This is a genomic window from Paenalcaligenes sp. (assembly GCF_030152715.1).
Classification (GTDB): Bacteria; Pseudomonadota; Gammaproteobacteria; order Burkholderiales; family Burkholderiaceae_B; genus Paenalcaligenes; species Paenalcaligenes hermetiae.
On sequence record NZ_JASLIX010000117.1, the window covers coordinates 1 to 26,730 of the forward strand.

A 26,730-nucleotide genomic window follows, 5' to 3' on the forward strand; every position below is an offset into this window, starting at 1 on the left:
TATTTTTCAGGAAATGGGGGAGCTAGGTTTATTAGGGGCGACGATACCGGAAACATATGGTGGGGCAGGTTTAAATTATGTGTCCTATGGTTTGATTGCGCGAGAGGTAGAGCGCGTTGATTCGGGTTATCGCTCCATGATGAGCGTGCAATCATCGTTGGTGATGGTGCCGATTTATGAGTTTGGTTCCGAGGAGCAAAAACAAAAATACTTACCCAAACTTGCGCGTGGTGAGTGGGTAGGTTGTTTTGGTTTAACAGAGCCTAACCATGGTTCGGATCCGGGGGCGATGGAGACACGCGCTAAAAAAACCGCTGACGGTTATGTTTTACATGGAAATAAAACGTGGATTACTAACTCCCCTATTGCCGATGTGTTTGTCGTATGGGCCAAAGTCGTGGGCGGTGAGGACGACGGCAAAATCCGTGGCTTTATTTTGGAAAAAGGCATGAAGGGCTTATCGGCCCCAGTGATTCATGGCAAAGTTGGTTTGCGTGCCTCTATTACTGGGGAAATAGTAATGGATGGCGTAGAAGTCGGCGCTGAGCATATGTTGCCTAAGGTCGCGGGCTTACGTGGACCCTTTACGTGTTTGAATTCGGCGCGCTATGGAATTGCTTGGGGGGCATTGGGTGCGGCAGAAGACTGTTGGCACACCGCACGTCAGTACACATTAGATCGTAAGCAGTTTGGGCGCCCATTGGCCGCTAATCAACTTATTCAGAAAAAGCTTGCGGACATGCAAACCGAAATCACCTTGGCGCTTCAAGGGTGTTTGCGCTTGGGGCGTATGAAAGACGAGGGGATCGCGGCGGTAGAAATTACCTCAATCATGAAGAGAAACTCGTGCGGCAAGGCATTAGACATCGCGCGGTTAGCGCGAGATATGCTAGGGGGTAATGGGATTTCTGACGAGTTTGGTGTGGCGCGTCATTTGGTGAATCTAGAGGTAGTAAATACCTATGAGGGTACCCATGATATTCATGCGTTGATTTTGGGACGAGCGCAAACAGGACTACAAGCCTTTTTTTAAAAAATAACGCAATTCCTTTGTAGTAAAAAAGCCAGTTTTTCACAGGATGCTGGCTTTTTTCGCTTTTTACTCCCTTTGTTGTAAAAACACGTTACGATGTAGGTTTTGCTTTGCACAATACCAACATGCGATGGCTTAGGGTTGCTTAGGGTGAACCAAACGGGTTATTCTATTTGATTCATTCTTACCAGAATGGATAATAGGCTAAGTTTTACGGTTATCCGCCTGTTAATTTGCGCCTTTTTACTGCTGCTGGCCGCGTCACAAGCGTGTGGTGCCGAGCTTTCGTTTCAAGCTATACGCACTGTTTGCGTGCTTGCCGTGTTCCACAGAGTGCAGACGGCTCTGTAATGTGTTTAGGTGGAAAAGCTCAGTGGGCTTTAAAGCGCTAAATCATGTTGCTGTAGCTGGTCCAGACTCCGGCTTAGGTGCCAGGTGGGATATTCGAGCAAAACCTGAAAGGAAATATTTATATTATGGAACTCAATGGCGCCGATATCGTAGTTCGCACGTTGGCCGAAGAAGGGGTGGAGCATGTTTTTGGTTACCCCGGCGGTGCGGTTTTATACATCTACGATGCGATATTCAAACAAGACAAATTTCGTCATATCTTAGTTCGTCATGAACAAGCTGCAGTACATGCTGCAGATGCTTATTCCCGCTCCTCTAACAAAGTCGGTGTGGCTTTAGTGACCAGTGGCCCCGGGCTAACGAATGCCGTAACAGGCATTGCTACCGCCTACATGGACTCAGTGCCTATGGTGATTATCAGTGGCCAAGTCGGCACACAGGCTATTGGCGAGGACGCTTTCCAAGAATGTGATGCGGTCGGTATCACCCGCCCCTGTGTTAAGCATAACTTCTTAGTACGTGATGTACGAGATTTGGCGGATATTATTCGCAAAGCCTTCTATATTGCTAAAACGGGTCGTCCTGGTCCGGTGCTTGTCGATATCCCTAAAGACATTACCGTAGCAATGGCGCGTTATACGCCTAAACGGGGCGAGCCTAAACTACGCTCCTACATGCCCGTCACTAAAGGCCATCAGGGGCAGATCAAAAAAGCCGCGCAGCTGCTCGCTCAGGCTGAGCGCCCCATGGTATATGTGGGCGGTGGTGCTATTTTGGGCGATGCTTCTGAGCAGGTCAATAAACTGGTTAAGCTCACCGGGGCCCCGTGTACAACCACGCTCATGGCTTTGGGCGCTTTTCCCGGCTGCGATGATCAGTACGTAGGTATGCCCGGTATGCACGGCACTTACGAAGCCAATATGGCCATGCAGCATTGTGATGTGTTGATTGCGGTGGGCGCACGTTTTGATGATCGTGTGATCGGCAATCCCCGTCATTTTGCTCAAGTACCACGCAAAATCATTCATATTGACATTGATCCGTCTTCAATTTCAAAACGGGTTAAAGCCGATGTTCCCATTGTTGGTTGTGTCAAAGACGTCCTAACCGAATTAAACGAGTTTTACGCCCAAACCAAATCTGCCTCGAATGCGAAAAAAACCGCATTGGCCAAATGGTGGCAGCAGATCAATGAGTGGCGTGGCGTAAAAAGCCTATCCTACGAAAAATCCGATAGCGTCATTAAACCACAGTCAGTAGTAGAAGCGCTTTGGGAAGTCACTGGCGGCAACGCTTTTGTGACCTCAGACGTTGGACAGCACCAAATGTGGGCCGCACAATACTATCGCTTTAACCACCCACGCCGTTGGATTAACTCTGGCGGATTGGGGACGATGGGGGTTGGCTTGCCTTACGCCATGGGGGTACAAATGGCGAACCCAGATGCCGATGTGGCTGTGATCACTGGTGAAGCCTCGATTCAGATGAATATTCAAGAGCTTTCCACCTGCAGTCAGTATCGCCTTACACCCAAGATTTTATGCTTAAATAACCGCTATTTAGGTATGGTGCGTCAATGGCAGGAAATCGATTATGGTTCCCGTTATTCTGAATCGTACGTGGATGCTTTGCCTGATTTCACAAAGCTAGTCGAAAGCTATGGGCATGTAGGCTTACATATTGAGAGCCCCTCGGATGTGGTGCCAGCCATTCGCGAAGCTTTTACCAAGCATAAAGACCGTTTGGTATTTATGAACTTTATTACAGACCAAACCGAAAACGTATGGCCTATGGTAAAAGCGGGTAAAGGCCTCACGGAAATGATCCTTAGCGCTGCCGACCTAGAGGGGGACGAATAATGAAACACGTAATCTCTATCCTGCTCGAAAACGAACCCGGCGCGTTGTCTCGTGTGGTAGGCTTGTTTTCTGCTCGTGGCTATAACATTGAAACCCTCACCGTCGCGCCAACAGAAGACGATACACTATCGCGCATGACTATCGTCACCATTGGTTCAGACGAGGTCATCGAGCAAATTACAAAACATTTAAATCGTTTAGTGGATGTGGTCAAAGTCGTTGATCTATCCGAGGGTCCCCATGTAGAGCGTGAGCTAATGCTCATCAAGGTCCGTGCTGTAGGTAAAGAGCGCGAAGAACTGAAACGTTTAGCGGATATTTTCCGTGGGCGTATCATCGATGTAACGGACAAAACCTATACGATTGAATTAACTGGGGTGCAGGAAAAAATATCCGCCTTCATCCAAGCCATCGATCGCAGTGCTATTCTTGAAACGGTACGTACCGGTGTCTCAGGTATTAGCCGTGGCGAACGAATTTTAAAGCTATAACGCTGTAGTAAGCAGATTACACAAATTAATTTGGAGTTATCCATGAAAGTTTTTTACGACAAAGACTGCGATCAGTCTTTAATTAAAGGCAAAAACGTTGCCATCATCGGTTACGGTTCCCAGGGCTACGCGCATGCGAACAACTTAAATGACTCGGGTGTTAACGTAACGGTTGGTCTACGTAAAAGCGGTGCCTCCTGGGCAAAAGCCGAAGCCGCTGGCCTTAACGTAAAAGAAGTGGCGGATGCCGTTAAAGATGCCGATGTGGTCATGATCCTACTGCCTGACGAAAATATTGCAGAGGTTTACCGCACCCAAGTAGAGCCCAACATGAAAGCCGGTGCCGCGTTGGCTTTTGCACATGGTTTTAACGTTCACTACGGTCAAGTCGTACCCCGCAAAGACGTGGATGTAATCATGGTGGCTCCTAAAGCCCCTGGCCATACCGTACGTGGTACTTACCAGCAAGGCGGCGGTGTGCCCCATCTGATCGCTGTATATCAGGACGTATCAGGTGCTGCTCGTGATATCGCGCTTTCCTATGCCAGTGCTAATGGCGGTGGCCGTGCTGGTATTATCGAAACCAACTTCCGTGAAGAAACCGAAACTGACTTGTTTGGTGAGCAGGCGGTTCTTTGTGGTGGTGCGGTTGAGCTCATCAAAGCCGGTTTTGATACCTTGGTCGAAGCAGGTTATGCCCCCGAAATGGCATACTTCGAATGCTTGCACGAACTCAAGCTCATCGTGGACTTGATCTACGAGGGTGGTATTGCCAACATGAACTACTCCATTTCCAATAACGCGGAATACGGCGAGTACGTAACTGGTCCTAAGATCATTACCGACGAAACGCGCAAAGCCATGCGTGAGTGCTTAACCAATATTCAAAATGGTGAGTACGCGAAAAACTTCATTCTTGAGCACGCTGCCGGTGCGCCATCCATGACAGCACGTCGTCGCATTAACGAAGAGTCCCAAATTGAAAAAGTGGGTGCTCAGTTACGTGCGATGATGCCTTGGATTGCAGCTAATAAACTAGTAGACCAAAGCAAGAACTAATTTTGCTGGTCACTATTAAAAACCTCCGCCACCTAAAATGGCGGAGGTTTTTTTGTCGCTTGGTCTGATTGGCGTTAAAATAGGCTTTTCTTTTCCATCTGTTAGGTGCTTATGCCTGATTACCATTCCGATGATAAACGCCGCCGTGGCATTTACTTATTGCCCAATGCGTTTACGACAGCGAATTTATTTGCCGGTTTTTATGCTGTGGTGCAAGCCATGAATGGCCGCTTTGAAATAGCAGCCATTGCCATCTTTTTAGCTATGGTATTTGATGGCATGGATGGGCGTGTGGCTCGGCTGACAAATACACAATCTGCTTTTGGGGAGCAATATGACTCAATGGCAGATATTATCTCCTTTGGGGTAGCACCAGCTTTTGTGATGTATGTGTGGGCCTTACAAGACCTAGGGCGTTGGGGCTGGCTGGCCGCTTTTGTATTTGTTGTTGGGGCCGCGTTGCGTTTAGCGCGCTTTAATACCAATATCGCTGTGGTAGATAAACGCTTTTTTCAGGGGTTACCTAGTCCAGCCGCGGCGGCATTAATAGCAGGTTTTGTTTGGCTTTCCGTAGATAACAAACTCAATATCGATGCCCAGCCTTTGGCTTGGGGTGCTTTTGCGCTAACCGTATATGCGGGGGTAGCGATGGTATCAAATGCACCTTTTTACAGTGGGAAATCCTTTGCTTTAGGGCGTAGTGTTCCCTTTTGGGTCATGTTGTTATTTGTGCTGTTGTTTGTTTTTGTGTCATCAGACCCGCCTATAGTCTTATTTAGTTTATTTATTTTATACAGCGTCTCGGGCTGGGTAGTGATGTTTTGGCGTTGGCGCAAAGCGCGCCAACTGCGTCAACGTAAAGCGACGAGTGGGGCTTCGATGTGATCGTGTTTTTGCCGCTGCCTACCACAGGTTCCACTCATCAATAACCTGCGGATCTGGGCCTGGGTGGTAATGTTGTACTACACCATTTTCATCAAAATACACATACATGAGTGATTCCCATACGCTATTTTGTTTATAGCGGTAGGACCAGACTAATCTTTTTATGCCCTGATAGGGGGTGATGTCTCGTTCGGCAGGGGGACCAAAATGGCAGAGCACTTGCTCTTTGGTCCAAACGCCTATTTGTAGGCGGGCAAACTCATGGTCGGTGAGCACTTGAGAAGCATGAGCGACTTGCTGGTTAGCGTCTACCTCTATCGCCCATGCGTAGCGTCCATTAGGTTGTTGTGACCAGATATAGCGAGTAGGGTGTTGTGCAGGGCACACAGAGGTGGGCGCACCATAGCGCTGTAAAACCTGTTCGATGGGGGTGCCCGTAGGGGTTTCGCTAATAGTGGTGCAAGCTCCTAATAGCAGCAGGCAAAGAGCTGAAAGACGAAGCATAGTAAACCTCGGGAAATCAAGTTGGATGGTGTAGTATATCCTTGGATATAAGCGACTTTACGGATTTTAAACATAAGCATCGGCTTTTTGGTTAAAATCCGCTATAATTACACTCTTATCTATTTGTTGTTATTGCACGTTAGGGCATACTCGGCCCTAACGCCAGTTTTTCGAGGAAATTATGTCTGGAACAAACATCAATAAAGCCGAAGTCGTTGAACAGTTTCAACGCACCCAAGGTGATACTGGCTCTCCCGAAGTCCAAGTAGCGCTATTAACCGCACGCATTAATGTGTTAACTGAGCACTTCAAGAGCCACAAAAAAGACCATCACTCTCGTCGTGGTCTATTACGTATGGTTAGCCGTCGTCGTAAATTACTCGACTACCTCAAAAACCGTAAACCTAGCGCTTACAGTGAACTAATTCAAAAACTCGGTTTACGTAAGTGATTCACGGGCATTGCCCCGCGATATAGCCGTGCATGGTGCGAACATAGCTTCGCATGTGCGCGGCTTTTTTATTGTAAGGATATCTCCTAATGTTCAATAAAGTGACGAAGTCATTTCAATATGGACAGCATCAAGTTGTGATCGAAACCGGTGAGATTGCTCGCCAAGCCTCCGGTGCTGTTCTTGTTTCTATCGAAGATACTGTTATTTTAGCTACTGTTGTTGGCGCAAAAACGGCCAAAGCTGGGCAGGACTTTTTCCCCTTAACTGTTGACTATGTTGAAAAAACCTATGCCGCCGGTCGTATCCCGGGTGGTTTTTTCAAGCGCGAAGGTAAACCTTCTGACCGTGAAACGTTAACGGCTCGTTTAATTGACCGTCCGTTGCGTCCTTTATTCCCCGAAGGCTTTTATAACGAAGTCCAGATTATTATTCATGCTTTGTCGGTTAACCCTGAAATCAGTCCGGATATTCCAGCTCTGATTGGGGCATCGGCTGCTTTGGCTATTTCTGGGATTCCATTCAATGGCCCCGTTGGTGCCGCCCGTGTGGGCTATGTGGATGGCAATTATGTGCTGAACCCTTCTTCTGGCCAGCTCGATCAGTCCGCATTGGATTTGGTGGTCGCAGGTACAGAAGCCGCTGTGCTCATGGTAGAGTCCGAGGCGCAGCAGCTTTCCGAAGAGGTCATGTTAGGGGCGATTGCATTCGGTCACGAACAAATGCAAGTAGCGATCAATGCAATCAATGAGCTGGTCGAGGAAGCCGGTAAACCCGAGTGGGATTGGCAGCCAGCGCCTGTGAATCAGCCTCTTATTGATGCGGTTAAAGCTTTAGCTTACGAAGACTTAAAAGCCGCGTACCAAATTCGTCAAAAGCAAGCGCGTACAGCGGCTGTGAACGATGTGTATGCTAAAGTCCACGCTGGTTTGGTCGAGCAAGCGGAAGCCGCCGGTACCGATGCCCCCGATAGTGTCGAGGTCGATAACATTCTCTTTGACTTCGAAAGTGAAATTGTACGTGGTCAAATCCTCAGTGGGGAGCCTCGTATTGATGGGCGCGATACTCGCACTGTGCGTCCTATTTCTATTCGCTTGGGGGTATTACCACGTGCGCATGGGAGCGTTCTCTTTACGCGTGGTGAAACCCAAGCTTTGGTGGTAGCAACTCTAGGTACGAAGCAAGACGAGCAGATTATTGATTCCGTGATGGGCGAGTCGCGTGATCGTTTTATGCTGCATTACAACTTCCCTCCGTTTGCTACTGGTGAAACCGGGCGTTTTGGGGCACCTAAACGTCGTGAAATTGGTCACGGTAACTTGGCTAAGCGTGCATTGATTCCATTATTGCCTAGCCCAGAAGACTTCCAGTATTCCATTCGTGTAGTTTCTGAGATCACCGAGTCCAACGGTTCGTCTTCCATGGCGTCTGTATGTGGTGGCTCGCTATCCATGATGGATGCGGGTGTGCCCATGGCAGATCACGTGGCGGGTGTAGCAATGGGGCTAATTAAAGAGGGTGGTAAATTCGCCGTTCTGACCGATATTTTGGGTGACGAAGACCATTTAGGTGATATGGATTTTAAAGTGGCTGGTACCGAAGCTGGTATTACAGCGCTGCAAATGGATATTAAGATCCAGGGTATTACCACTGAAATCATGCAAGTGGCATTGGCTCAAGCCAAAGAGGGTCGCTTACATATTTTAGGAAAAATGAAAGAGGCGCTCGAAGGCTCGCGTACAGAGCTATCAGCTTTTGCTCCTCGCATGCTCACGCTTAAAATCAATCCCGATAAAATCCGCGATGTTATCGGTAAGGGTGGTGCAACGATTCGCAGCCTAACCGAAGAAACCGGTACACAGATTGACATTGGTGAAGACGGCACCATTACTATTTCAAGTGCTGACTTGGATAAAGCCCAAGAAGCAGAGCGTCGTATTAAAGAGCTCACAGCCGAAGTCGAAGTGGGTCAAGAATACGAGGGGCCAGTGGTGCGTGTATTGGACTTTGGTGCTATTGTTCAAGTCCTGCCTGGTAAAGATGGCCTATTGCACATTTCTGAAATTGCTAACTACCGTATCAACAACATTAATGATGTATTGGCGGTGGGGCAGCAGGTTCGTGTTAAGGTTATCGAAGCCGATGACAAGGGTCGCTTACGCTTGTCGATGAAAGCCATTGGTGGCATCGAAGCCCAAGGCGGTCCTCAGGGCCCTAAAGACACCAAAGAAAACGAGTAAATTTCGCAAGCATGGGTTTTCTGTTAAAACAGAAAATCCATTGGTGTAAAGAAAAGCTGAGTACGCTCAGCTTTTTTTATGCGCAGAGCAAATATAAAAAGCCCTGACAAGTTTTCACCTGTCAGGGCTTTGAATTTTGGTGCATCCACCCGGAATCGAACCGGGACGAACTTGCGTTCGAGGGATTTTAAGTCCCTTGCGTCTACCTATTCCGCCATGGATGCGGCGTTGTGTGTTGTGGCGGAAGCGGTGAGATTCGAACTCACGGATGGGTTACCCCATCGCTGGTTTTCAAGACCAGTCCATTCAACCACTCTGGCACGCTTCCGGTGCCTAATCACACATATTTAGTAGTTGCTATAACTGCTAAAAAAATAATATTAACCGATTAAAATAAATTTGTCACGTTTTTTTTATAAAAGTACGGAAAATAGAGCAAAATACTGAATTACAATGTAATCAGTCTCGATTTAAAGCCATTTAAGGAGGAAATATGACCAACACCATGTTAGCTGTAGAAATCACCGCCCCAGGTGGTCCCGAGGTATTGCAGCCTACGCAGCGTCCGATGCCTACTCTAGCAGCAGGTCAGGTTTTGATCCAGGTTGCGGCCGCAGGTGTTAACCGCCCCGATGTGTTTCAGCGTAAAGGGGCTTATCCTGCTCCGGCCGGTGCCTCAGATCTGCCAGGGCTAGAGGTGGCTGGCACCTTGATAGCGGGGGATTTGCGCGGGACGAGCTTAAAAATAGGGGATACGGTTTGTGCTTTACTGCCCGGCGGGGGGTATGCTGAGTTTGCTGCTGTTGACGCCTCGCATTGTTTACCCGTGCCAAAAGGCTTGTCTTTAACCGAAGCCGCTGGCATTCCTGAAACTTTTTTTACGGTCTATAGCAATGTTTGGATGCGTGCTCAGTTACAAGCAGGCGAAAGCCTTTTAGTGCATGGTGGGGCGAGTGGTATTGGTACTACTGCCATTCAGCTTGCCGTTGCTAAAGGTCATCAGGTTTTTGCGACAGTGGGGTCAGATGAGCGAGTTCAAGCTGTAGAGCAGCTAGGCGCGATTGGTATTAACTATAAAACGCAATCTTTTGAAGAGGTGGTGTTAGCGCATACACATGGTCGGGGCGTTGATGTCATTCTAGACATGGTGGCCGGGGATTATTTAAATCGAGATCTAGCGTGTTTGGCGGATGATGGGCGTATTGTTGTGATTGCGCTCTTGGGGGGAGCTAAAGCGCAGCTGGATGCCGGGCAAATCTTACGCCGTCGTTTAACAATTACAGGCTCTACCCTGCGCCCCAGAGAATCCGCTTTTAAAGCTCAGGTAGCACAAGCCTTATATCAAGAGGTTTGGCCCTTACTCGAACAGGGGAAAGTTAAACCATTAATTTATCAAACCTTTCCTTTGACAGAGGCTGCACAGGCGCATGCCTTAATGGAAAGGGGGGATCAGGTCGGTAAAATTATTCTGACTGTCTAGGCATAGGCTAGGGCGACAGGCTACAATAATGGGTTTGAGAATAATTGTGGTGTAAACCACACAACCGGGTTTTTGTATGACTAAAAAACGATTAGTAATGGGTAACTGGAAAATGCATGGGTCTTTGGACCAAAATGCGCAGTTACTAAATCAGCTCATCGCTGACCTAGGCAATGCCCACTCACAGACAGATATTGTTGTGTGCGCACCACACCCTTATTTAGCCCAGTTACAACAGCTTTTGTCGGGCTCGCCCATCCAATGGGGGGCCCAAAACATGAGCGAGCACGAAGCGGGGGCATTCACAGGCGAAGTCTCTGCCACCATGCTAAAAGATTTTGGGTGCCAATGGGTGTTGCTCGGGCATTCTGAGCGTCGCGCATTATATGGCGAGACCGATACACTGGTTTTAGCTAAAACGCAGGCTGCATTGCAAGCCGGACTGACACCGGTGGTTTGTGTCGGTGAAACAGAAGCCGAACATGAGCAAAACCAAACCCAGTCGGTGATTTTGCAGCAGCTCCAGCAGTTATTAGAATTAAGCCCTGATTTATTGCGCCGATTGGTCATTGCGTACGAGCCGGTATGGGCAATAGGAACAGGGAAAAGTGCAAGCCCCGAGCAAGCCCAAAGCGTACATGCTTATATTCGTGCCTTACTACAACAGGCCGAAGCTCCTAACGTACGTATCCTATATGGCGGCAGTGTAAATCCAACAAATGCAGCCGATTTGTTTAAAATGCCTGATATTGATGGTGCTTTGGTTGGCGGGGCTTCTTTAAAAGCCAACGATTTTTTATCTATAGCGGCCGCCTAAACGGCTCGGAGAATATTTCATGGAATGGTTATCTTCCGTTTTACAAGCAGTGCAAGTCATTGCCTCTTTATCTATTATTGGTTTGGTGCTTTTACAACAGGGTAAAGGCGCGGATATGGGCTCTGCCTTTGGGGCTGGGGCCTCGGGTAGTGTGTTTGGTGCAGCAGGTGCGGCTAACTTTTTATCACGGATGACGAAATGGGCGGCGATTGTGTTCTTTGTCGCTACAGGGGGCTTAGCATGGGTAGCTCATCATCCAGTGCGTGTAGAGGCCGAAAGCAGTATTATGCAGGGCTTTGAGCCAGCTATTCCTGGTGGTGTTGTTGCACCAGTACAACAACCAGAAAATAATTTAAGTGTGCCTTCTGTGCCCAGCGCAGTGGACGCGGTGCCTAATGTAGAAAACACAAGCCCAGCAGAGCAACAAGATTAATTTGTTGTTTTTTTAATACGGACTAGGGTGGTTTTGTCGTTTTTTTGCTGGAAACCATCCTTTTTTGTGAAAATGGTGCTATAGTTTAAATCTTGTTGTTTGGCGCGTTAGCGCAGACAATGCCGACGTGGTGGAATTGGTAGACACGCTATCTTGAGGGGGTAGTGGCGAAAGCTGTGCGAGTTCGATTCTCGCCGTCGGCACCAGAATACTAAAAACCGAGCCAGGCTCGGTTTTTTTATGCTTGCATATTTATGCCGATACAGGCTTAAATAGAATCAACACTTCACTGCTTTGGTTGAAGTGATGCACGTCAAAGCAAATGCATGGACTGGCTGTTTTACATAACCCGAGCTAAATCTGGGTTGTGGCAACAAAACCACGGAATGTTGTGGTTAAGCAACGAAAAAGCAGGAATATGTCGGTTTTTCGCTGCAAACCATAGCCAGTAGGCCAGAATTTTGCTGCAATAGCATCAACTTCCCATTGCGGAGTTAGAAAGAGCAGTAGCACACAAATTGATTGTTGGGCTGCTCTGATTTACTCAAAAAATCCACGGAGATTTCACAAATGAAAAAGACTCTGCTCGCTGCTGCTCTGATGGCCGGTTTTGCTGGCATCGCTCAAGCAGAAACTTCTGTAACTCTATACGGTATCCTTGACGGTGGTATCGGCTTCCAGCAAATCAAAGGTTCTGTTAGCCCTGTACTTAATGCCGAGGGTGACGTTGTTGGTGTTAATCCTTACTCTAATACGCGTGGTCAGGACTTCAAAAACAAGCGTACTGGCTTGATCGGTGGTATTCAGTCCGGTAACCGCTGGGGTCTAAAAGGTTCCGAGGATCTAGGTAACGGCCTACGCGCTGTATTCGTACTAGAGAGCGGTTTCAACATCGCTAACGGTAACCAAGCACAGGGTGGTCGCTTGTTTGGTCGTCAAGCCACTTTAGGTTTGGCTGGTGACAGCTGGGGTCAATTAGACCTAGGTCGTCAAACCAACATCGCTTCCAAATACATCCCTGGTGTGGGTGATCCTTTTGGTGGTGGTTTCGACCAAGCTAACATCGGTGGTGCTTTGTCTGCAGCGAACACCGCTCGTTACGACAACATGGTCATGTACCAAACCCCTAACTTCTCTGGCTTCCAGTTTGGTGTGGGTTACTCTACCAACGTTGATGCTAAAGACGGCGACGATTGGGATCGTGACGGTAACAAAAACAACAAGGCAGGTTGGACAACCGGTCTACGTTATGTAAACGGCCCTATCGGTGCGGCGCTATCTTACGATCAGTTTAAAGACCGTAACGGCATTAAAGCTAACGAAGTGGGTAATGTGACTGCTAAAGCTTGGGCAGCGGCTTTCAGCTACGACTTCGAGGTTGTTAAGCTACACCTAGCTGGTGGTCAAACACGCGACGGTATGTTTGCAACACAGTCCTACGCTGATGAGAGCTTCTTGCCTAGCTTCCAGGGTTTGAAAGGTCTACGTGTTAACTCCTACCTAGCTGGTCTAAGCGCTCCTGTGGGTGCTGGTAAAGTAATGGCCTCCTGGCACATGGCTGACCTAGACAAAGCGCCTGAGGCTATCCGTAATCAGCCTGGCTTCGAGTTCAAAAAACAGCACACATACAGCTTGGGTTACACACACCCCCTATCCAAGCGCACCAATGTGTACGCAATTGGTTCTTACGCCAAAAACGTTCAGTTTGCACCTGATGCCAAATCCACTTTGGTTGGTGTAGGCCTACGTCACCAGTTCTAATTGTTTAACGCAGATGACTGCGTTGCAATACACTGGAATAAAAAGCCACTCTTCGGAGTGGCTTTTTTTATGCCTATAAGTCATCAAGTGTTGTTTTATATAGTACATTATCTGGGGTTTACTCTTATATAAGAGTGATAACTCTGTTAAAATAAGTGCGTTGCAAAACGCTTGCAATAATTCGTACGCACTACGTACAGCTAGATAAAACTGATAATGTTTCTAAACTGAATGCTGGTGCGCCTTACACGTTAAAAAGCCCATAAATGCTTGTTTTATGGGCAGATTTACGTAAACTCCGGATGTAAAATGCTACAATCAAAGAGTTTACTTACTGTGAGTGGGTGTTTGCATGAATCTGCAAAATTATTTTCCCGTTTTACTCTTCATCATCGTGGCAACCTTAATCGGTTTTGCTTTAATTGCAGCGGGGCGTATTCTTGGACCGCACCGCCCCTACGATGAAAAACTCTCTCCCTACGAGTGTGGTTTCGAGGCTTTTGGCGATTCTCGCATGAAAGTCGATATTCGATACTACCTTATCGCCATTCTTTTCATTATGTTTGATTTGGAAATCGCCTTTTTGTTCCCGTGGGCTATGGCTCAGGGCACGGTAGGTATGGTGGGTTTCTGGACCGTCATGGTGTTCCTATTGGTGTTGACGGTAGGCTTCATCTACGAATGGAAAAAAGGTGCTCTCGATTGGGAGTAATAGCTTAAACGCTTTAAAGGCAAAACTATGGCTATCGATGGTATTCTCAAAGAAGGTTTTATTACCACCAGTGCAGATAAGCTTCTGAACTGGGCAAAAACAGGCTCCATGTGGCCGATGACTTTTGGCTTGGCCTGCTGTGCGGTCGAAATGATGCATGCGGGGGCAGCCCGTTATGACCTAGACCAGTTTGGTATTATTTTCCGCCCAAGCCCACGCCAGTCTGACTTAATGATTGTGGCTGGAACCCTTTGTAATAAAATGGCGCCAGCTTTACGCAAAGTCTATGATCAAATGGCAGAACCGCGCTGGGTGGTTTCAATGGGGTCCTGTGCTAATGGTGGCGGTTACTATCATTATTCGTATTCTGTAGTACGTGGCTGTGATCGCATTGTGCCTGTCGATATCTATGTGCCAGGGTGTCCTCCCACTGCAGAGGCTTTGGTTTACGGCTTATTACAAATGCAAAATAAGATCCGCTTAACTAACACCATTGCACGTTAAAGCTTCAAAGGTACATACATGACTCGGCTTGAAACCCTTAAATCTACTTTGCACTCGGTGTTTGGCGACGATGCAACGATTATTCACTCTCATGGTGAAATCACTCTAGAAACCCCAGCAGAAAACTGGGTTGATATCTGTACCACACTACGTGATCATCCATCACTTCGCTTTGAAACCTGTATTGATCTTTGTGGTATTGATTATTCTGCATGGGGTGCTCCAACCTATACCGATGCAGCATCTCGTTTTCCTCACCGATTCGCGGTGGTCATCCATCTTCTCTCTTTAACTCATAATTGGCGGATGCGGGTTCGCGCTTACTGCACCAATGACGAGTTCCCCTCTATTCCTACTTTATTTCCTGTTTGGCCCTCGGTTAACTGGTTTGAGCGAGAGGCCTTTGATTTGTATGGGATCATTTTCGAGGGCCACCCTGATTTACGACGTATTTTGACGGATTATGGTTTTATTGGCCATCCATTCCGTAAAGATTTCCCGATATCAGGCTATGTAGAGATGCGCTATGACCCCGAGCAAAAACGGGTGATCTACCAGCCGGTAACCATTGAGCCAAGGGAAATTGTCCCTCGCGTTGTTCGTGAAGATGATTATGGAGTAGGGCGCTAATATGGCTGAAATTCAAAATTACTCATTAAACTTTGGTCCTCAGCACCCTGCTGCACACGGGGTTTTACGCTTAGTACTAGAAATGGATGGCGAGGTCATCCAGCGTGCCGACCCGCATATTGGTTTGTTGCACCGGGCCACTGAAAAACTGGCCGAGCACCGCACCTATTTGCAGACATTACCGTATATGGATCGTCTTGATTACGTATCCATGATGTGTAATGAACACGCTTATTGTTTGGCGGTAGAAAAACTCCTTGGTATCGAGGTCCCTTTGCGGGCTCAATATATCCGTGTGATGTTTGATGAGATCACACGCTTATCCAATCACCTGATGTCAGTGGGCTCCCATGCTCTGGACGTGGGCGCGATGGCGGTGTTCTTGTATGCGTTCCGCGAGCGTGAAGACTTAATGGATATGTACGAGGCCGTATCCGGTGCGCGTCTGCACGCTGCTTATTATCGTCCGGGTGGGGTTTATCGTGATCTGCCCGATTCCATGCCTTTATATCAGGGTAATAAATATCGTAGTGATAAAGAACTACGTCAGATGAACGAGGCGCGTTCCGGTTCTTTATTAGACTTTATCGAAGATTTTACGAATCGATTTCCTGCGTGCGTGGATGAGTACGAAACGCTTCTAACAGATAACCGTATTTGGAAACAGCGTTTGGTGGATGTGGGTATTGTCACAGCAGAGCGCGCCATGGCTCTAGGCTTTACTGGGCCTATGTTACGTGGTTCTGGCGTAGAGTGGGATGTACGTAAAAAGCAGCCCTACGAGGTATACGATCGCTTGGATTTTGATATTCCGGTGGGCACCAATGGGGATTGTTACGACCGTTATTTAGTACGCATTGCAGAAATGCGCGAAAGCAATCGCATTATCCGCCAGTGTGTAGAGTGGTTACGTAAAAACCCAGGTCCTGTTATCACAGATAACCATAAAGTCGCACCGCCGAAGCGTGAGCTCATGAAAACGGGGATGGAAGAACTCATCCACCATTTCAAACTGTTCTCCGAGGGCATGCACGTTCCACCTGGCGAAGTCTACGCTGGTATCGAACACCCTAAAGGCGAGTTCGGCATTTATTTAGTGTCTGACGGGGGCAATAAGCCTTACCGCATGAAAATTCGCGCCCCGGGTTTTGTACATTTGCAATCTTTGGATGAAATGTCGCGCGGCCACATGCTGGCTGATGCAGTGACCATCATCGGTACCCAAGACATTGTGTTTGGTGAGATCGACCGCTAAGGCGGCATTCAACATAACGGAATCAAATTATGCTGCTTTCCGAAAAAGCCTATCAACGCATCGACAAAGAACTAGCCAAGTTCCCGCCTGAGCAAAAGCGCTCGGCCATTATGGCTTCGCTAACGATAGCCCAAGAAGAAAAAGGGTGGGTGTCTACCGACATCATTGAAGATATAGCGAATTATCTCGGTTTGCCTCCGGTAATGGTACAAGAGGTAGCCACGTTTTATGATATGTACCATTTACAGCCGGTTGGCAAATACACCATTTCCGTTTGCACAAACTTACCCTGTGCGTTACGAGATGGGGTGAAGTCCGGCGAATACCTAAAACAAAAGCTTGGCATCGACTATGGTCAAACCACAGAAGACGGTTTGTTTACTATTGAAGAGTGCGAGTGCATGGGCTCATGTGGAGATTCACCAGTGATGCTTGTGAATAATCATCACATGTGCGTACGTATGGAGCCTGAGCGCATTGATGCCATGTTGGCTGCCCTCAAGGACGGAGAGTCGGCATGAGTTTAGATGTTTTAAAACGCCTATCACAAGGCTTGGATCCCAATCCTGCTAATGACTTATCGCGCAGCATGATTTTTCATGGGCGCCATATCAACCCGCAGATTCTTGCCGGTTTAGATGGCACGAATTGGGACCTGGATGGTTATATTAAACGTGGGGGGTACGAGGGCTTACGTCGTATCCTGACTACGGGTATGACGCCAGAGGACGTGATTGCGGAAATTAAAACCTCCGCATTGCGTGGCCGTGGGGGGGCTGGTTTCCCCAGTGGGTTAAAGTGGAGCTTTATGCCACGTAATTTACCTGGCCAAAAGTACTTAGTCTGTAACTCTGATGAGGGTGAGCCTGGTACCTTTAAAGACCGTGATATTTTACGTTTTAATCCTCATGCCGTTATCGAAGGTATGGCAATTGCTGCTTATGCAATGGGGATCAGCGTTGGCTATAACTATATTCACGGCGAAATTTTTGAGGTCTATCAGCGTTTTGAAGAAGCGCTGGAGCAAGCTCGTGCTGCGGGTTTCTTAGGTGAAAATATTCTCGGTTCGGGCTTTAGCTTTCAACTACATGCTTTTCATGGTTATGGGGCTTATATCTGTGGCGAGGAAACCGCTCTGCTCGAGTCATTAGAGGGTAAAAAAGGCCAGCCGCGATTTAAGCCTCCTTTCCCTGCCAGCTATGGTTTATACGGCAAGCCTACCACCATCAACAATACTGAAACATTTGCTGCCGTGCCTTGGATCTTACGCAATAGCGGTAAAGAATACCTAGAGGCCGGGGTGCCTAATGCCGGTGGTACTAAAATTTTCTCCGTGTCCGGTGATGTAGAGCTGCCTGGTAACTACGAAGTGCCAATGGGTACACCTTTTTCCAAACTATTGGAATTAGCAGGGGGGGTACGAGGCGGGCGTAAATTAAAAGCCGTGATCCCAGGGGGATCCAGTGCGCCAGTCGTACCCGCTGACATCATGATGCAGACCAATATGGATTATGACTCCATCGCTAAAGCCGGTTCCATGCTGGGTTCGGGAGCGGTCATCGTGATGGATGAAACCCGTTGCATGGTGAAATCCTTATTGCGCTTATCGTATTTTTATTACCATGAAAGTTGCGGTCAGTGCACACCATGTCGCGAGGGTACGGGCTGGTTATGGCGCATGGTTCACCGTATTGAACACGGCCAAGGTCGGCCTGAAGACTTAGCTATGCTTGATGAAATTGCCGGAAACATTATGGGGCGCACGATTTGCGCTTTGGGCGATGCGGCTGCATTACCTGTACGTAGTTTTGTTAAGCATTTCCGCGACGAGTTCGCACACCACATCGAGCACAAAAGCTGTGTGGTGCCCCAATATTTGTAGGCTCAGGACAAACTAATGGTAGAACTCACCATCGACGGCATCAAACTAGAAGCCCCTGAAGGCAGCATGGTTATTCAAGCTGCGCACAGTGCAGGGGTCTATGTGCCGCATTTCTGTTATCACAAAAAGCTCAGTATTGCGGCAAACTGCCGCATGTGTTTGGTTGACGTAGAAAAAGCCCCTAAGCCTTTGCCTGCCTGCGCTACGCCGGTAACCAATGGCATGGTGGTACACACACGCTCTGAAAAAGCCATAGCGGCGCAAAAAGACGTGATGGAATTTTTGCTCATCAACCACCCCTTAGACTGCCCCGTCTGTGACCAAGGTGGCGAATGCCAGCTTCAAGACTTAGCGGTGGGCTATGGCGGCTCCGCCTCACGCTACCAAGAGGAAAAGCGTGTGGTAGCCGCTAAATCTATGGGGCCTTTAATTTCCACCGAGGCCATGCAGCGTTGTATTCATTGCACACGCTGTGTACGTACAGGCGAGGAAATCGCTGGCATTCAAGAAGTCGGTATGGTTGGGCGTGGCGAGCACGCCGAAATCACCACTTTTGTAGGGCGAGCCGTGGAGTCGGAGCTTTCGGGCAACATGATTGATGTTTGCCCCGTAGGTGCTTTGTTATCTAAGCCTTTCCACTTTAAAGCACGCTCTTGGGAATTAGCACGTCGTCGCACCGTTAGCCCTCATGATAGTTTGGGTGCGAATATCATTGTCCATGCCAAAATGGACAAGGTTCTACGTGTAGTGCCCTTTGAAAACGATGAGGTAAACGAGTGCTGGATCAGTGATCGCGATCGTTTTGCTTATGCTGGGCTTTACGAAGATCGCCTTGAGCACCCTATGATTCGTGAAAATGATGGCTCATGGCGTGAGGCTTCCTGGAATGATGCACTACAGATGATTGTGCATGGGGTAAAAGCCATTCAGGAAAAATTTGGCAGTGATCAAATTGGGGCGATTGGCAGCCCGCAGTCTACGACGGAAGAGCTTGCCTTGCTTGCACGCTTAACTCGTGCCTTGGGTTCTGAGAATGTGGATTTCCGCTTACGCCAAACCGATGCACGTTTTGACCAAGCTCTTGAGGGCACACCATGGTTAGGTATGCCTATTGCCGAGCTAAATCATTTAGACCGTGTTGTGGTAATCGGCTCATTCTTGCGTAAAGATCACCCCTTGATGGCACAACGTTTACGTCAAGCGGTTAAAAAGGGCGCGCAGGTTTCTTTTATTGATTCGGCCGCCGATGATCCGTTATTTACACATATTGCAGGGCGTATCACTACTGCGCCTAGTCAAATCGCTAATGCTGTGGCACAGGTCGCTGTAGCCGTTGCTCAGGCGAAAAATCAAACGCCTATTGACGAATTCGCTACACTCGAGCCTTCGGAAGCGGCGAAACAGATTGCACAAAGTCTGGTATCAGGTGAGCGTGTTGCTGTATTTTTAGGCAATATGGCGGTGGCTTCTGATCAGGCAAGTGTCATTATGGCCAACGCTTCTGCCTTAGCCAAAACCTTAGGCGCCACGTTAGGTTTCTTAACCGCAGGTGGAAATACCGTAGGGGGCTACTTAGCAGGAGCTACGCCTGTTAATGGTGGGTTAACCGCTGAGCAAATGTTGGCTCAGTCTTTACACGCTTATTTTGTCTTGAACGTAGAACCTGAGCTAGATAGTGATTTAGGTACTCGTGCGGTTGAGACCCTAAAAGGTGCAACCTTATCCGTGGCCTTAACTCCATATCGGTCTGCGGCAGAGGGCTGGGCGGATGTGATGTTGCCTATTGCTCCATTTACTGAGACTTCTGGTACTTTTGTGAATGCCGAGGGCCGTGCGCAAAGCTTTAAAGGTGTAGCGGCCCCAGTAGGAAATTCACGTCCAGCCTGGAAAGTATTGCGCGTGTTGGGTAATTTATTCGAGCTGGATGGTTTTGATGAGGAAACCTCAGAGGCGGTACGCGATACGGTGATTAGCTCAGGGGTGGCCTCGCGTTTATGTAACGACATTAAAGCGAAACCCGCCTTATTACCCGAAGCAAATACGATTGAGCGAGTCACGGATGTACCAATCTACCGTACAGATGCGATGGTTCGTCGCTCAGAGCCTTTGCAGCAAACTCCCGCTAGTGCTTTACCCACAGCCCGCATACATGCTCAAACCTTAGAGCAATTGCAGTTGGTAGATGGGGATCAGGTGCGGGTACGTTCTGCCCAAGGCGAGATCACGCTGGTTGCACAGCTCGACAACACCGTTGCCGTGAACAGTGTGCGTATTGCAGCAGCTTTTGCTGAAACGGCTGCTTTAGGCAGTGCGTTTGGTCAACTGACAGTGGAGCGCGTGTAATGGACTGGCTATCGACGATTCAACAGTTTGGCGAAGGTCTGATTGGCCCGACCGCTTGGTATGTGGTGTGGACGCTAATTAAGATTCTTTGTATTGCGATTCCTATTATTTTATGTGTGGCTTACCTCACTTACTGGGAACGCAAGATGATTGGTTTTATGCACGTCCGTCGTGGACCTACTCGTGTGGGTTACCGCGGCTTGCTCCAACCTTTTGCTGACGTATTCAAACTTCTTACCAAAGAGGTCATTGTCCCCGCTAATGCGAACCGCTTATTGTTTGTTTTAGCACCTGTCGTGACGCTGATGCCAGCGCTAGCGGCATGGGCTGTGATGCCTTTTGGTCCTGAAATGGTATTGGCGGACGTTAATGCTGGCTTGCTCTATATCTTAGCCATTACTTCTTTAGGGGTTTATGGTGTGGTGGTAGCGGGCTGGTCATCCAACTCTAAATACGCCTTGCTAGGGGGGCTGCGTGCAGCCGCTCAGGTGCTCTCCTATGAGCTCGCTATTGGTTTTGTGCTAGTAACCGTCTTGTTAGTGTCGGGGACTTTAAACCTAAGCGGCATTGTGATGAGCCAAGATAGCGGTATGTTTGCAGATAAAGGTGTGAATTTCCTCTCTTGGAACTGGCTACCTTTGTTGCCCTTATTTGTGGTGTATGTGATTTCGGCCGTTGCTGAAACCAACCGCCACCCCTTCGACGTGGTAGAGGGGGAGTCCGAGATTGTGGCTGGACCCATGGTTGAATACTCCGGTATGGGCTTTGCACTCTTTTTCTTGGGTGAGTATGCCAACATGATTTTGCTTTCTGCATTGGCATCCATCATGTTTTTGGGTGGTTGGTTACCCCCAGTGGATTATGCACCCTTTACGTGGATTCCCGGGTGGCTTTGGTTAGGACTAAAAACTTTTGTGGTCGTGTCTATGTTTGTTTGGTTCCGCGCCACATTCCCACGTTATCGGTACGACCAAATTATGCGTTTAGGCTGGAAAGTCTTTATTCCATTGACGGGTATTTGGCTCGTGATTGTGGCAATCTGGATGCAGACGCCGCTTAATATCTGGAACTAGGACATAGGGGCAAATTATGGAAGCAATCAAAGATTTTTTTGGCAGCTTAATGCTGTCGGAGATGCTGAAAGGGATGCGCCTGACGGGTCGATATTTTTTCCGTCGCAAGGTCACTTTGCATTATCCCTATGAGAAAACCCCTGCATCACCACGTTTTCGTGGCTTGCATGCGCTACGTCGCTATCCCAATGGCGAAGAACGTTGTATTGCATGTAAATTGTGCGAGGCGGTTTGTCCAGCGATGGCGATATCGATTGAGTCGCATGAGCGAGAAGATGGTACGCGCCGTACCACTCGTTATGACATTGATCTGGCCAAATGCATTTTCTGTGGTTTCTGTGAAGAAAGCTGTCCTGTGGACTCTATCGTAGAGACTCACATCCATGAATACCATGGAGAAAAACGTGGGGATTTGTACTACACCAAAGAAATGCTTCTAGCGATTGGTGATCGTTACGAATCTGAAATTGCCGAGCGTCGCGCTGCCGATGCACCGTATCGCTAAGGCAAAGGACTGACACATGTTTACTACAATCCTGTTTTATGTCTTAGCCTTGGTTTTGGTGGTGGCGGCCTTCCGTGTGGTGACCGCTGCCAGCCCCGTGGCTGCTGCTTTACATCTGATTCTCTCGTTTTTTACTGCCGCCATGATTTGGATGACACTCGGTGCCGAGTTCCTCTCCTTGTTGCTTGTCGTGGTGTATGTGGGCGCAGTGATGGTGATGTTCTTGTTCGTCATTATGCTGCTGGATATGCGCATGCCTTCGTTACGAAGCGGCCTTAAAGCTTACCTACCATTGGGCTTAACCGTGGGCGGCATCATGATTTTAGAGATGGCCTTTGTTCTGACCCGGGCGTGGTTAGATGTTGGTCCTGCTGTAGAAATGCCTGCGGATTACAACAACACCTTAGCGGTGGGTACAGCGATGTACACCGACTACATATTAGCTGTAGAGGTAGGTGGCGTTGTTTTATTGGTTGGTATGGTTTCTGCCATTGCGTTGACATTGCGTAAGCGTAGTGATGTAAAACGTACCGTATCCTCAGATCAGGTCCGCGTTAAGGCTTCAGATCGTTTACGAATGGTCAAAATGAAAGCCGTCACACCTACTACCGCCGATGCAGGAGACAAGCAATGATGACAATCGGTCTAACGCATTATCTGGTTCTTGGTGCTATTTTGTTCACAATCGGGCTTTTTGGCTTCTTTTTGAACCGTCGCAACCTGATTATTCTGTTGATGTCGGTAGAGCTCATTTTGCTTTCTGCCAACATGAACTTCATTGCCTTCTCCACATGGTTTGGGGATACGGCCGGACAGGTCTTTGTTTTCTTCGTTTTAACCGTTGCAGCGGCCGAAGCCGCGATCGGTTTAGCTATTCTGGTGCTGTTGTTCCGTAACCTGAATACAATCAACGTCGAAAAACTTGACCAGCTCAAGGGTTGATGGGGTAGCACAAACAATGAACTCACCAAATTTATATTTACTCATTGCATTAGCTCCCTTAGCAGGGGCGCTGATTGCGGGGCTTTTTGGCACCGGCTTTTTAGGCCGATTTGTGTGCAAAAAAGGCGCTCACTCAATCACTATTTTAGGTGTATTGATTTCCTTGGTTGGCTCCGTGATGGTGTTGATGCAAACACTAAACGGTCACACCTTTGATGGTCCGGTTTATACCTGGGCAACTATTGGTGATGCCACGTGGCAAATTGGCTTTTTGATTGATAATTTGACCGCGCTCATGATGGTGGTTGTGACCTCTGTGTCGCTGATGGTGCACATTTACACAATCGGCTATATGGCAGAGGATCCCGGCTACCAACGGTTTTTCTCTTATATTTCCCTGTTTACCTTCTCCATGTTGATGCTGGTCATGTCTAACAACATGCTACAGCTCTTCTTTGGTTGGGAGGCCGTGGGCTTGGTTTCTTATCTATTGATTGGATTCTGGTTTAAAAAAGAAACCGCCATCTTTGCTAACATGAAAGCCTTCTTGGTGAACCGTGTTGGTGACTTTGGTTTTGCCTTGGGGATTGGTCTGCTTTATGCCTATACAGGCACTATGCACTACGGTGAAATTTTTGCTAAAGCCGAACAATTGGCACAGCTCAGTTTCCCTGGTACAAGTTGGCAGCTGCTAACGGTAGCGTGTATTGCCTTATTTGTTGGTGCGATGGGTAAATCGGCACAGGTCCCTTTACACTCATGGTTACCCGACTCCATGGAAGGTCCCACACCGATTTCTGCATTGATTCACGCCGCAACGATGGTAACCGCAGGGATTTTCATGGTGGCGCGTTTCTCCCCCGTGTTTGAGTACTCCAATACCGCGTTGTCCTTTATTATTGTGATTGGTGCAATTGGCGCGCTGTTTTTGGGGATTTTGGGCATTATCCAAAACGACATCAAGCGGGTGGTGGCTTATTCCACCTTATCCCAGTTGGGGTATATGACTGTCGCACTAGGAGCCTCGGCTTATTCGGTGGCAATTTTCCACTTGATGACACACGCCTTCTTTAAAGCACTACTGTTCTTAGGGGCTGGCTCTGTCATTATTGGTATGCACCATAATCAAGATATTCGTGCCATGGGCGGCTTGCGTAAATATATGCCCATCACATGGATCACGTTCTTGATTGGTACAGCGGCTTTAGTTGGTACGCCTTTCTTCTCTGGCTTTTACTCCAAAGAGAATATTATCGAGGCAGCGGCATTGGCTTCAGCCTCTGGGGTATGGGGCGCCGGCTTTGCTCAGTATGCGACCTTAATTGGGGTCTTTATTACTTCTTTATATTCTTTCCGTGTGTATTTCTTAGTCTTCCACGGCAAAGAAAATTTCCGTAATCCTCCCGCAGAGGCATTGGGTGAGCACGAAGCGCTTCAGGGTGATCCTAAAGAATCCCCTTGGGTGGTGACGCTGCCTCTTATCCTCTTAGCCATTCCTTCTGTTATCGCTGGCATTTGGTTCATTGACCCATTGTTGTTTGGCGATTTCTTCAATGGTGTGATCACCGTTCATCCGGAACATACCGTGATGCAGACATTAGCTGAAGGTTGGCATGGTTGGGTGGCCTACGCCTTACATGGTTTCGTTACCGTACCGTTCTGGCTAATGGTCGCAGGTTTAGTGGTCGCATGGTATTTCTATCTCGTAAACCCCAGCATCCCTGCTGCGCTTAAGCGTAATTTCTCGGGTGTCTATCGTGTTCTAGAAAACAAATACTATGTGGACTGGATTAATGAGCAAGTGATTGCACGCGGTGTGCGCTGCTTAGGTACTGGACTTTGGAAAGGTGCTGACGCAGGTTTGATTGACGGTTTGATTGTCAATGGTAGCGCTCGTGTGGTGGGCTGGTTTGGAGCAATTTCTCGTCGTTTACAAACCGGTTATATCTATCACTATGCCTTTGCCATGATTCTCGGCATTATGGCGCTCTTAACCTTTTTCGTGCTGACGGTTCAATAATGGCTAGCGATATGGCGTCTTCTACTTTTCCTTGGCTAACGCTTGCGATCTTTACGCCTATTGTGGCGGGGCTATTAGTCCTCGCCCTTGGGCGAGACGATCGAGCCAATTTCACTCGTACTTTGGCTTTGATTGGCTCAGTCGTAGCGTTTCTTGTCACAATTCCTCTTTATACGGGCTTTGATCCTAGCACTGCTTCCATGCAGTTTGTGGAGCTTACGCCTTGGATCCAATCATACGCAGTGAATTATCACTTAGGCGTAGATGGGATTTCTGTTTGGTTTGTTCTGCTGACCGCATTTATCACGATTATTGTGGTATTAGCGGGGTGGGAGGTAATCACCGATCGTGTCGCCCAGTATATGGGAGCCTTCCTGATTTTATCGGGGTTAATGGTTGGCGTATTTGCCGCACTCGATGGTTTGCTCTTTTATATTTTCTTCGAGGCCACATTGATCCCCATGTACATCATCATAGGGGTTTGGGGTGGGCCGCGTCGTGTCTACGCCTCGGTGAAGTTTTTCCTCTATACCCTAATGGGATCCTTGCTCACCTTAGTGGCTTTTGTGTACCTATGGCATCAGGCTGGAGGTAGCTTTGATATTCTTACCTGGCATAAACTGCCCTTAGGTTTGAATACGCAAATTCTGATCTTTATTGCCTTATTGATGGCTTTTGCTGTCAAAGTTCCAATGTGGCCGGTACATACTTGGTTGCCAGATGCTCACGTGGAAGCGCCTACAGGGGGCTCGGTGGTTTTGGCGGCTATTATGCTTAAGCTGGGGGCTTATGGTTTCTTGCGTTTTTCATTGCCGATCGCTCCAGATGCCTCGCATAGCCTCTCTGGGTTGATGATCGCCTTGTCTTTAGTAGCGGTGGTGTACATTGGTTTGGTAGCCATCGTACAAAAAGACATGAAAAAACTCGTGGCCTATTCTTCTGTAGCGCACATGGGTTTTGTGACTCTCGGGTTTTTCATTTTCAACAAAACCGGTATGGAAGGCGCGATCATGCAAATGATTTCGCACGGTTTTGTTTCAGCAGCCATGTTCTTGTGTATTGGTGTGTTATATGACCGTATGCATACACGTGAGATTGCTGATTACGGTGGCGTCGTTAACGTGATGCCTCGCTTCGTGACCTTCTTTGTCCTGTTTTCCATGGCTAATAGTGGGCTACCAGGTACAAGTGGTTTCATTGGTGAGTTCACCGTGATTATGGGTGCGGTTGAATACAATTTTTGGATCGGTTTATTAACAGCGACAGCGTTAATTACCGGTGCATCGTATTCGCTTTGGATGCTCAAGCGTGTGGCGTATGGCCCCATCAAAAATCCTGCCGTAGAGGAAATGAGCGACCTTAGCAGCCGTGAGTTCTTTGTGTTAGGCGTGATGGCTATCGCCGTCTTGGGCATGGGGATTTATCCTGCACCCTTTACGGAAATCATGCACGTCTCCGTCGATGCTCTGCTGCAGCACGTCTCTGTATCGAAACTGTAGA

Annotated in this window: 25 protein-coding genes and 3 tRNA genes; 25 read left to right on the forward strand and 3 right to left on the reverse strand. The window is 48.1% G+C overall.

What is annotated here, in order from left to right:
• From Q1V74_RS09280 to pssA, 5 genes are all read left to right on the forward strand, one after another.
• The coding region (locus Q1V74_RS09280) for an acyl-CoA dehydrogenase (RefSeq protein WP_300648372.1) at positions 1-1,033 on the forward strand (1,033 nt) is incomplete at its 5' end.
• Between the two features lie 476 nt (positions 1,034-1,509).
• The gene (gene ilvB / locus Q1V74_RS09285) at positions 1,510-3,243 is read left to right on the forward strand and encodes a biosynthetic-type acetolactate synthase large subunit (protein ID WP_260649884.1); all 1,734 of its coding nucleotides are present in this window, start codon (positions 1,510-1,512) and stop codon (positions 3,241-3,243) included.
• Positions 3,243-3,734 (forward strand): acetolactate synthase small subunit, encoded by a 492-nt coding sequence (gene ilvN, locus Q1V74_RS09290; protein ID WP_260649883.1) that lies wholly within the window; start codon positions 3,243-3,245, stop codon positions 3,732-3,734. Before ilvB ends, ilvN begins: the two co-directional genes overlap by 1 nt.
• Before the next feature lie 15 nt (positions 3,735-3,749).
• Complete coding sequence (gene ilvC / locus Q1V74_RS09295) at positions 3,750-4,793, forward strand: ketol-acid reductoisomerase (protein WP_260649979.1); 1,044 nt, start codon at positions 3,750-3,752, stop codon at positions 4,791-4,793.
• A gap of 111 nt (positions 4,794-4,904) precedes the next feature.
• Complete coding sequence (gene pssA / locus Q1V74_RS09300) at positions 4,905-5,678, forward strand: CDP-diacylglycerol--serine O-phosphatidyltransferase (RefSeq protein ID WP_300648375.1); 774 nt, start codon at positions 4,905-4,907, stop codon at positions 5,676-5,678.
• A gap of 18 nt (positions 5,679-5,696) precedes the next feature.
• Here pssA and Q1V74_RS09305 read toward each other — a convergent pair whose 3' ends face one another.
• On the reverse strand, positions 5,697-6,182 hold the full coding sequence (locus Q1V74_RS09305; protein ID WP_300648377.1) for a hypothetical protein: 486 nt from the start codon (positions 6,180-6,182) through the stop codon (positions 5,697-5,699).
• 181 nt (positions 6,183-6,363) lie between these two features.
• On the opposite strand from Q1V74_RS09305, the gene rpsO reads away from it, so the two are divergent.
• Positions 6,364-6,633 carry a 30S ribosomal protein S15 gene (rpsO, locus tag Q1V74_RS09310; protein WP_300648379.1) on the forward strand — a complete coding sequence of 90 codons (270 nt, stop codon included), beginning with the start codon at positions 6,364-6,366 and terminating at the stop codon, positions 6,631-6,633.
• Positions 6,634-6,722: 89 nt separating this feature from the next.
• Positions 6,723-8,873: a polyribonucleotide nucleotidyltransferase gene (gene pnp / locus Q1V74_RS09315; RefSeq protein WP_260649880.1), complete on the forward strand. Its 2,151-nt coding sequence runs from the start codon at positions 6,723-6,725 to the stop codon at positions 8,871-8,873.
• A 137-nt stretch (positions 8,874-9,010) separates the two neighbouring features.
• Here pnp and Q1V74_RS09320 read toward each other — a convergent pair.
• Both Q1V74_RS09320 and Q1V74_RS09325 read right to left on the reverse strand, forming a co-directional pair.
• Positions 9,011-9,097: transfer RNA gene (locus Q1V74_RS09320), tRNA-Leu, on the reverse strand.
• Between the two features lie 14 nt (positions 9,098-9,111).
• Positions 9,112-9,201 (reverse strand) — tRNA-Ser (locus tag Q1V74_RS09325).
• A gap of 177 nt (positions 9,202-9,378) precedes the next feature.
• Here Q1V74_RS09325 and Q1V74_RS09330 point away from each other — a divergent pair.
• The 18 genes from Q1V74_RS09330 (at position 9,379) to Q1V74_RS09415 (ending at position 26,729) form a co-directional block, all read left to right on the forward strand.
• Positions 9,379-10,353, forward strand: coding sequence for an NAD(P)H-quinone oxidoreductase (locus Q1V74_RS09330; RefSeq protein ID WP_300648429.1), 975 nt, complete (start codon positions 9,379-9,381; stop codon positions 10,351-10,353).
• A gap of 76 nt (positions 10,354-10,429) precedes the next feature.
• A complete protein-coding gene (tpiA, locus tag Q1V74_RS09335) occupies positions 10,430-11,170 on the forward strand; it encodes a triose-phosphate isomerase (protein WP_300648382.1) in 741 nt (246 codons plus the stop codon).
• Between the two features lie 19 nt (positions 11,171-11,189).
• A complete protein-coding gene (gene secG / locus Q1V74_RS09340) occupies positions 11,190-11,603 on the forward strand; it encodes a preprotein translocase subunit SecG (protein WP_260649878.1) in 414 nt (137 codons plus the stop codon).
• 121 nt (positions 11,604-11,724) lie between these two features.
• Positions 11,725-11,809 (forward strand) — tRNA-Leu (locus Q1V74_RS09345).
• Positions 11,810-12,173: 364 nt separating this feature from the next.
• On the forward strand, positions 12,174-13,364 hold the full coding sequence (locus Q1V74_RS09350) for a porin (RefSeq protein WP_300648384.1): 1,191 nt from the start codon (positions 12,174-12,176) through the stop codon (positions 13,362-13,364).
• Positions 13,365-13,716: 352 nt separating this feature from the next.
• Positions 13,717-14,076 carry an NADH-quinone oxidoreductase subunit A gene (locus Q1V74_RS09355; protein WP_260649876.1) on the forward strand — a complete coding sequence of 120 codons (360 nt, stop codon included), beginning with the start codon at positions 13,717-13,719 and terminating at the stop codon, positions 14,074-14,076.
• Positions 14,077-14,103: 27 nt separating this feature from the next.
• On the forward strand, positions 14,104-14,580 hold the full coding sequence (locus Q1V74_RS09360; protein ID WP_077733703.1) for an NADH-quinone oxidoreductase subunit B: 477 nt from the start codon (positions 14,104-14,106) through the stop codon (positions 14,578-14,580).
• Between the two features lie 18 nt (positions 14,581-14,598).
• Complete coding sequence (locus Q1V74_RS09365) at positions 14,599-15,210, forward strand: NADH-quinone oxidoreductase subunit C (RefSeq protein WP_300648387.1); 612 nt, start codon at positions 14,599-14,601, stop codon at positions 15,208-15,210.
• A gap of 1 nt (position 15,211) precedes the next feature.
• Positions 15,212-16,465 (forward strand): NADH-quinone oxidoreductase subunit D, encoded by a 1,254-nt coding sequence (locus Q1V74_RS09370; RefSeq protein ID WP_260649874.1) that lies wholly within the window; start codon positions 15,212-15,214, stop codon positions 16,463-16,465.
• 29 nt (positions 16,466-16,494) lie between these two features.
• Complete coding sequence (nuoE, locus tag Q1V74_RS09375) at positions 16,495-16,986, forward strand: NADH-quinone oxidoreductase subunit NuoE (protein WP_260649873.1); 492 nt, start codon at positions 16,495-16,497, stop codon at positions 16,984-16,986.
• Complete coding sequence (gene nuoF, locus Q1V74_RS09380; RefSeq protein WP_260649872.1) at positions 16,983-18,347, forward strand: NADH-quinone oxidoreductase subunit NuoF; 1,365 nt, start codon at positions 16,983-16,985, stop codon at positions 18,345-18,347. Before nuoE ends, nuoF begins: the two co-directional genes overlap by 4 nt.
• Positions 18,348-18,362: 15 nt before the next feature.
• Positions 18,363-20,690, forward strand: a complete 2,328-nt coding sequence (gene nuoG / locus Q1V74_RS09385; RefSeq protein WP_300648390.1) for an NADH-quinone oxidoreductase subunit NuoG — start codon at positions 18,363-18,365, stop codon at positions 20,688-20,690.
• A complete protein-coding gene (gene nuoH / locus Q1V74_RS09390) occupies positions 20,690-21,763 on the forward strand; it encodes an NADH-quinone oxidoreductase subunit NuoH (protein ID WP_300648392.1) in 1,074 nt (357 codons plus the stop codon). The genes nuoG and nuoH overlap by 1 nt, the downstream gene beginning before the upstream one ends.
• Positions 21,764-21,779: 16 nt before the next feature.
• Positions 21,780-22,268 (forward strand): NADH-quinone oxidoreductase subunit NuoI, encoded by a 489-nt coding sequence (gene nuoI, locus Q1V74_RS09395; protein WP_260649869.1) that lies wholly within the window; start codon positions 21,780-21,782, stop codon positions 22,266-22,268.
• Positions 22,269-22,284: 16 nt separating this feature from the next.
• Positions 22,285-22,902: an NADH-quinone oxidoreductase subunit J gene (locus Q1V74_RS09400; protein WP_260649868.1), complete on the forward strand. Its 618-nt coding sequence runs from the start codon at positions 22,285-22,287 to the stop codon at positions 22,900-22,902.
• A complete protein-coding gene (nuoK, locus tag Q1V74_RS09405; protein WP_260649977.1) occupies positions 22,902-23,210 on the forward strand; it encodes an NADH-quinone oxidoreductase subunit NuoK in 309 nt (102 codons plus the stop codon). The genes Q1V74_RS09400 and nuoK overlap by 1 nt, the downstream gene beginning before the upstream one ends.
• Before the next feature lie 16 nt (positions 23,211-23,226).
• Positions 23,227-25,230, forward strand: a complete 2,004-nt coding sequence (gene nuoL / locus Q1V74_RS09410; protein WP_300648395.1) for an NADH-quinone oxidoreductase subunit L — start codon at positions 23,227-23,229, stop codon at positions 25,228-25,230.
• An 11-nt stretch (positions 25,231-25,241) separates the two neighbouring features.
• On the forward strand, positions 25,242-26,729 hold the full coding sequence (locus Q1V74_RS09415; RefSeq protein ID WP_300648397.1) for an NADH-quinone oxidoreductase subunit M: 1,488 nt from the start codon (positions 25,242-25,244) through the stop codon (positions 26,727-26,729).
• Position 26,730: the final 1 nt, after the last annotated feature.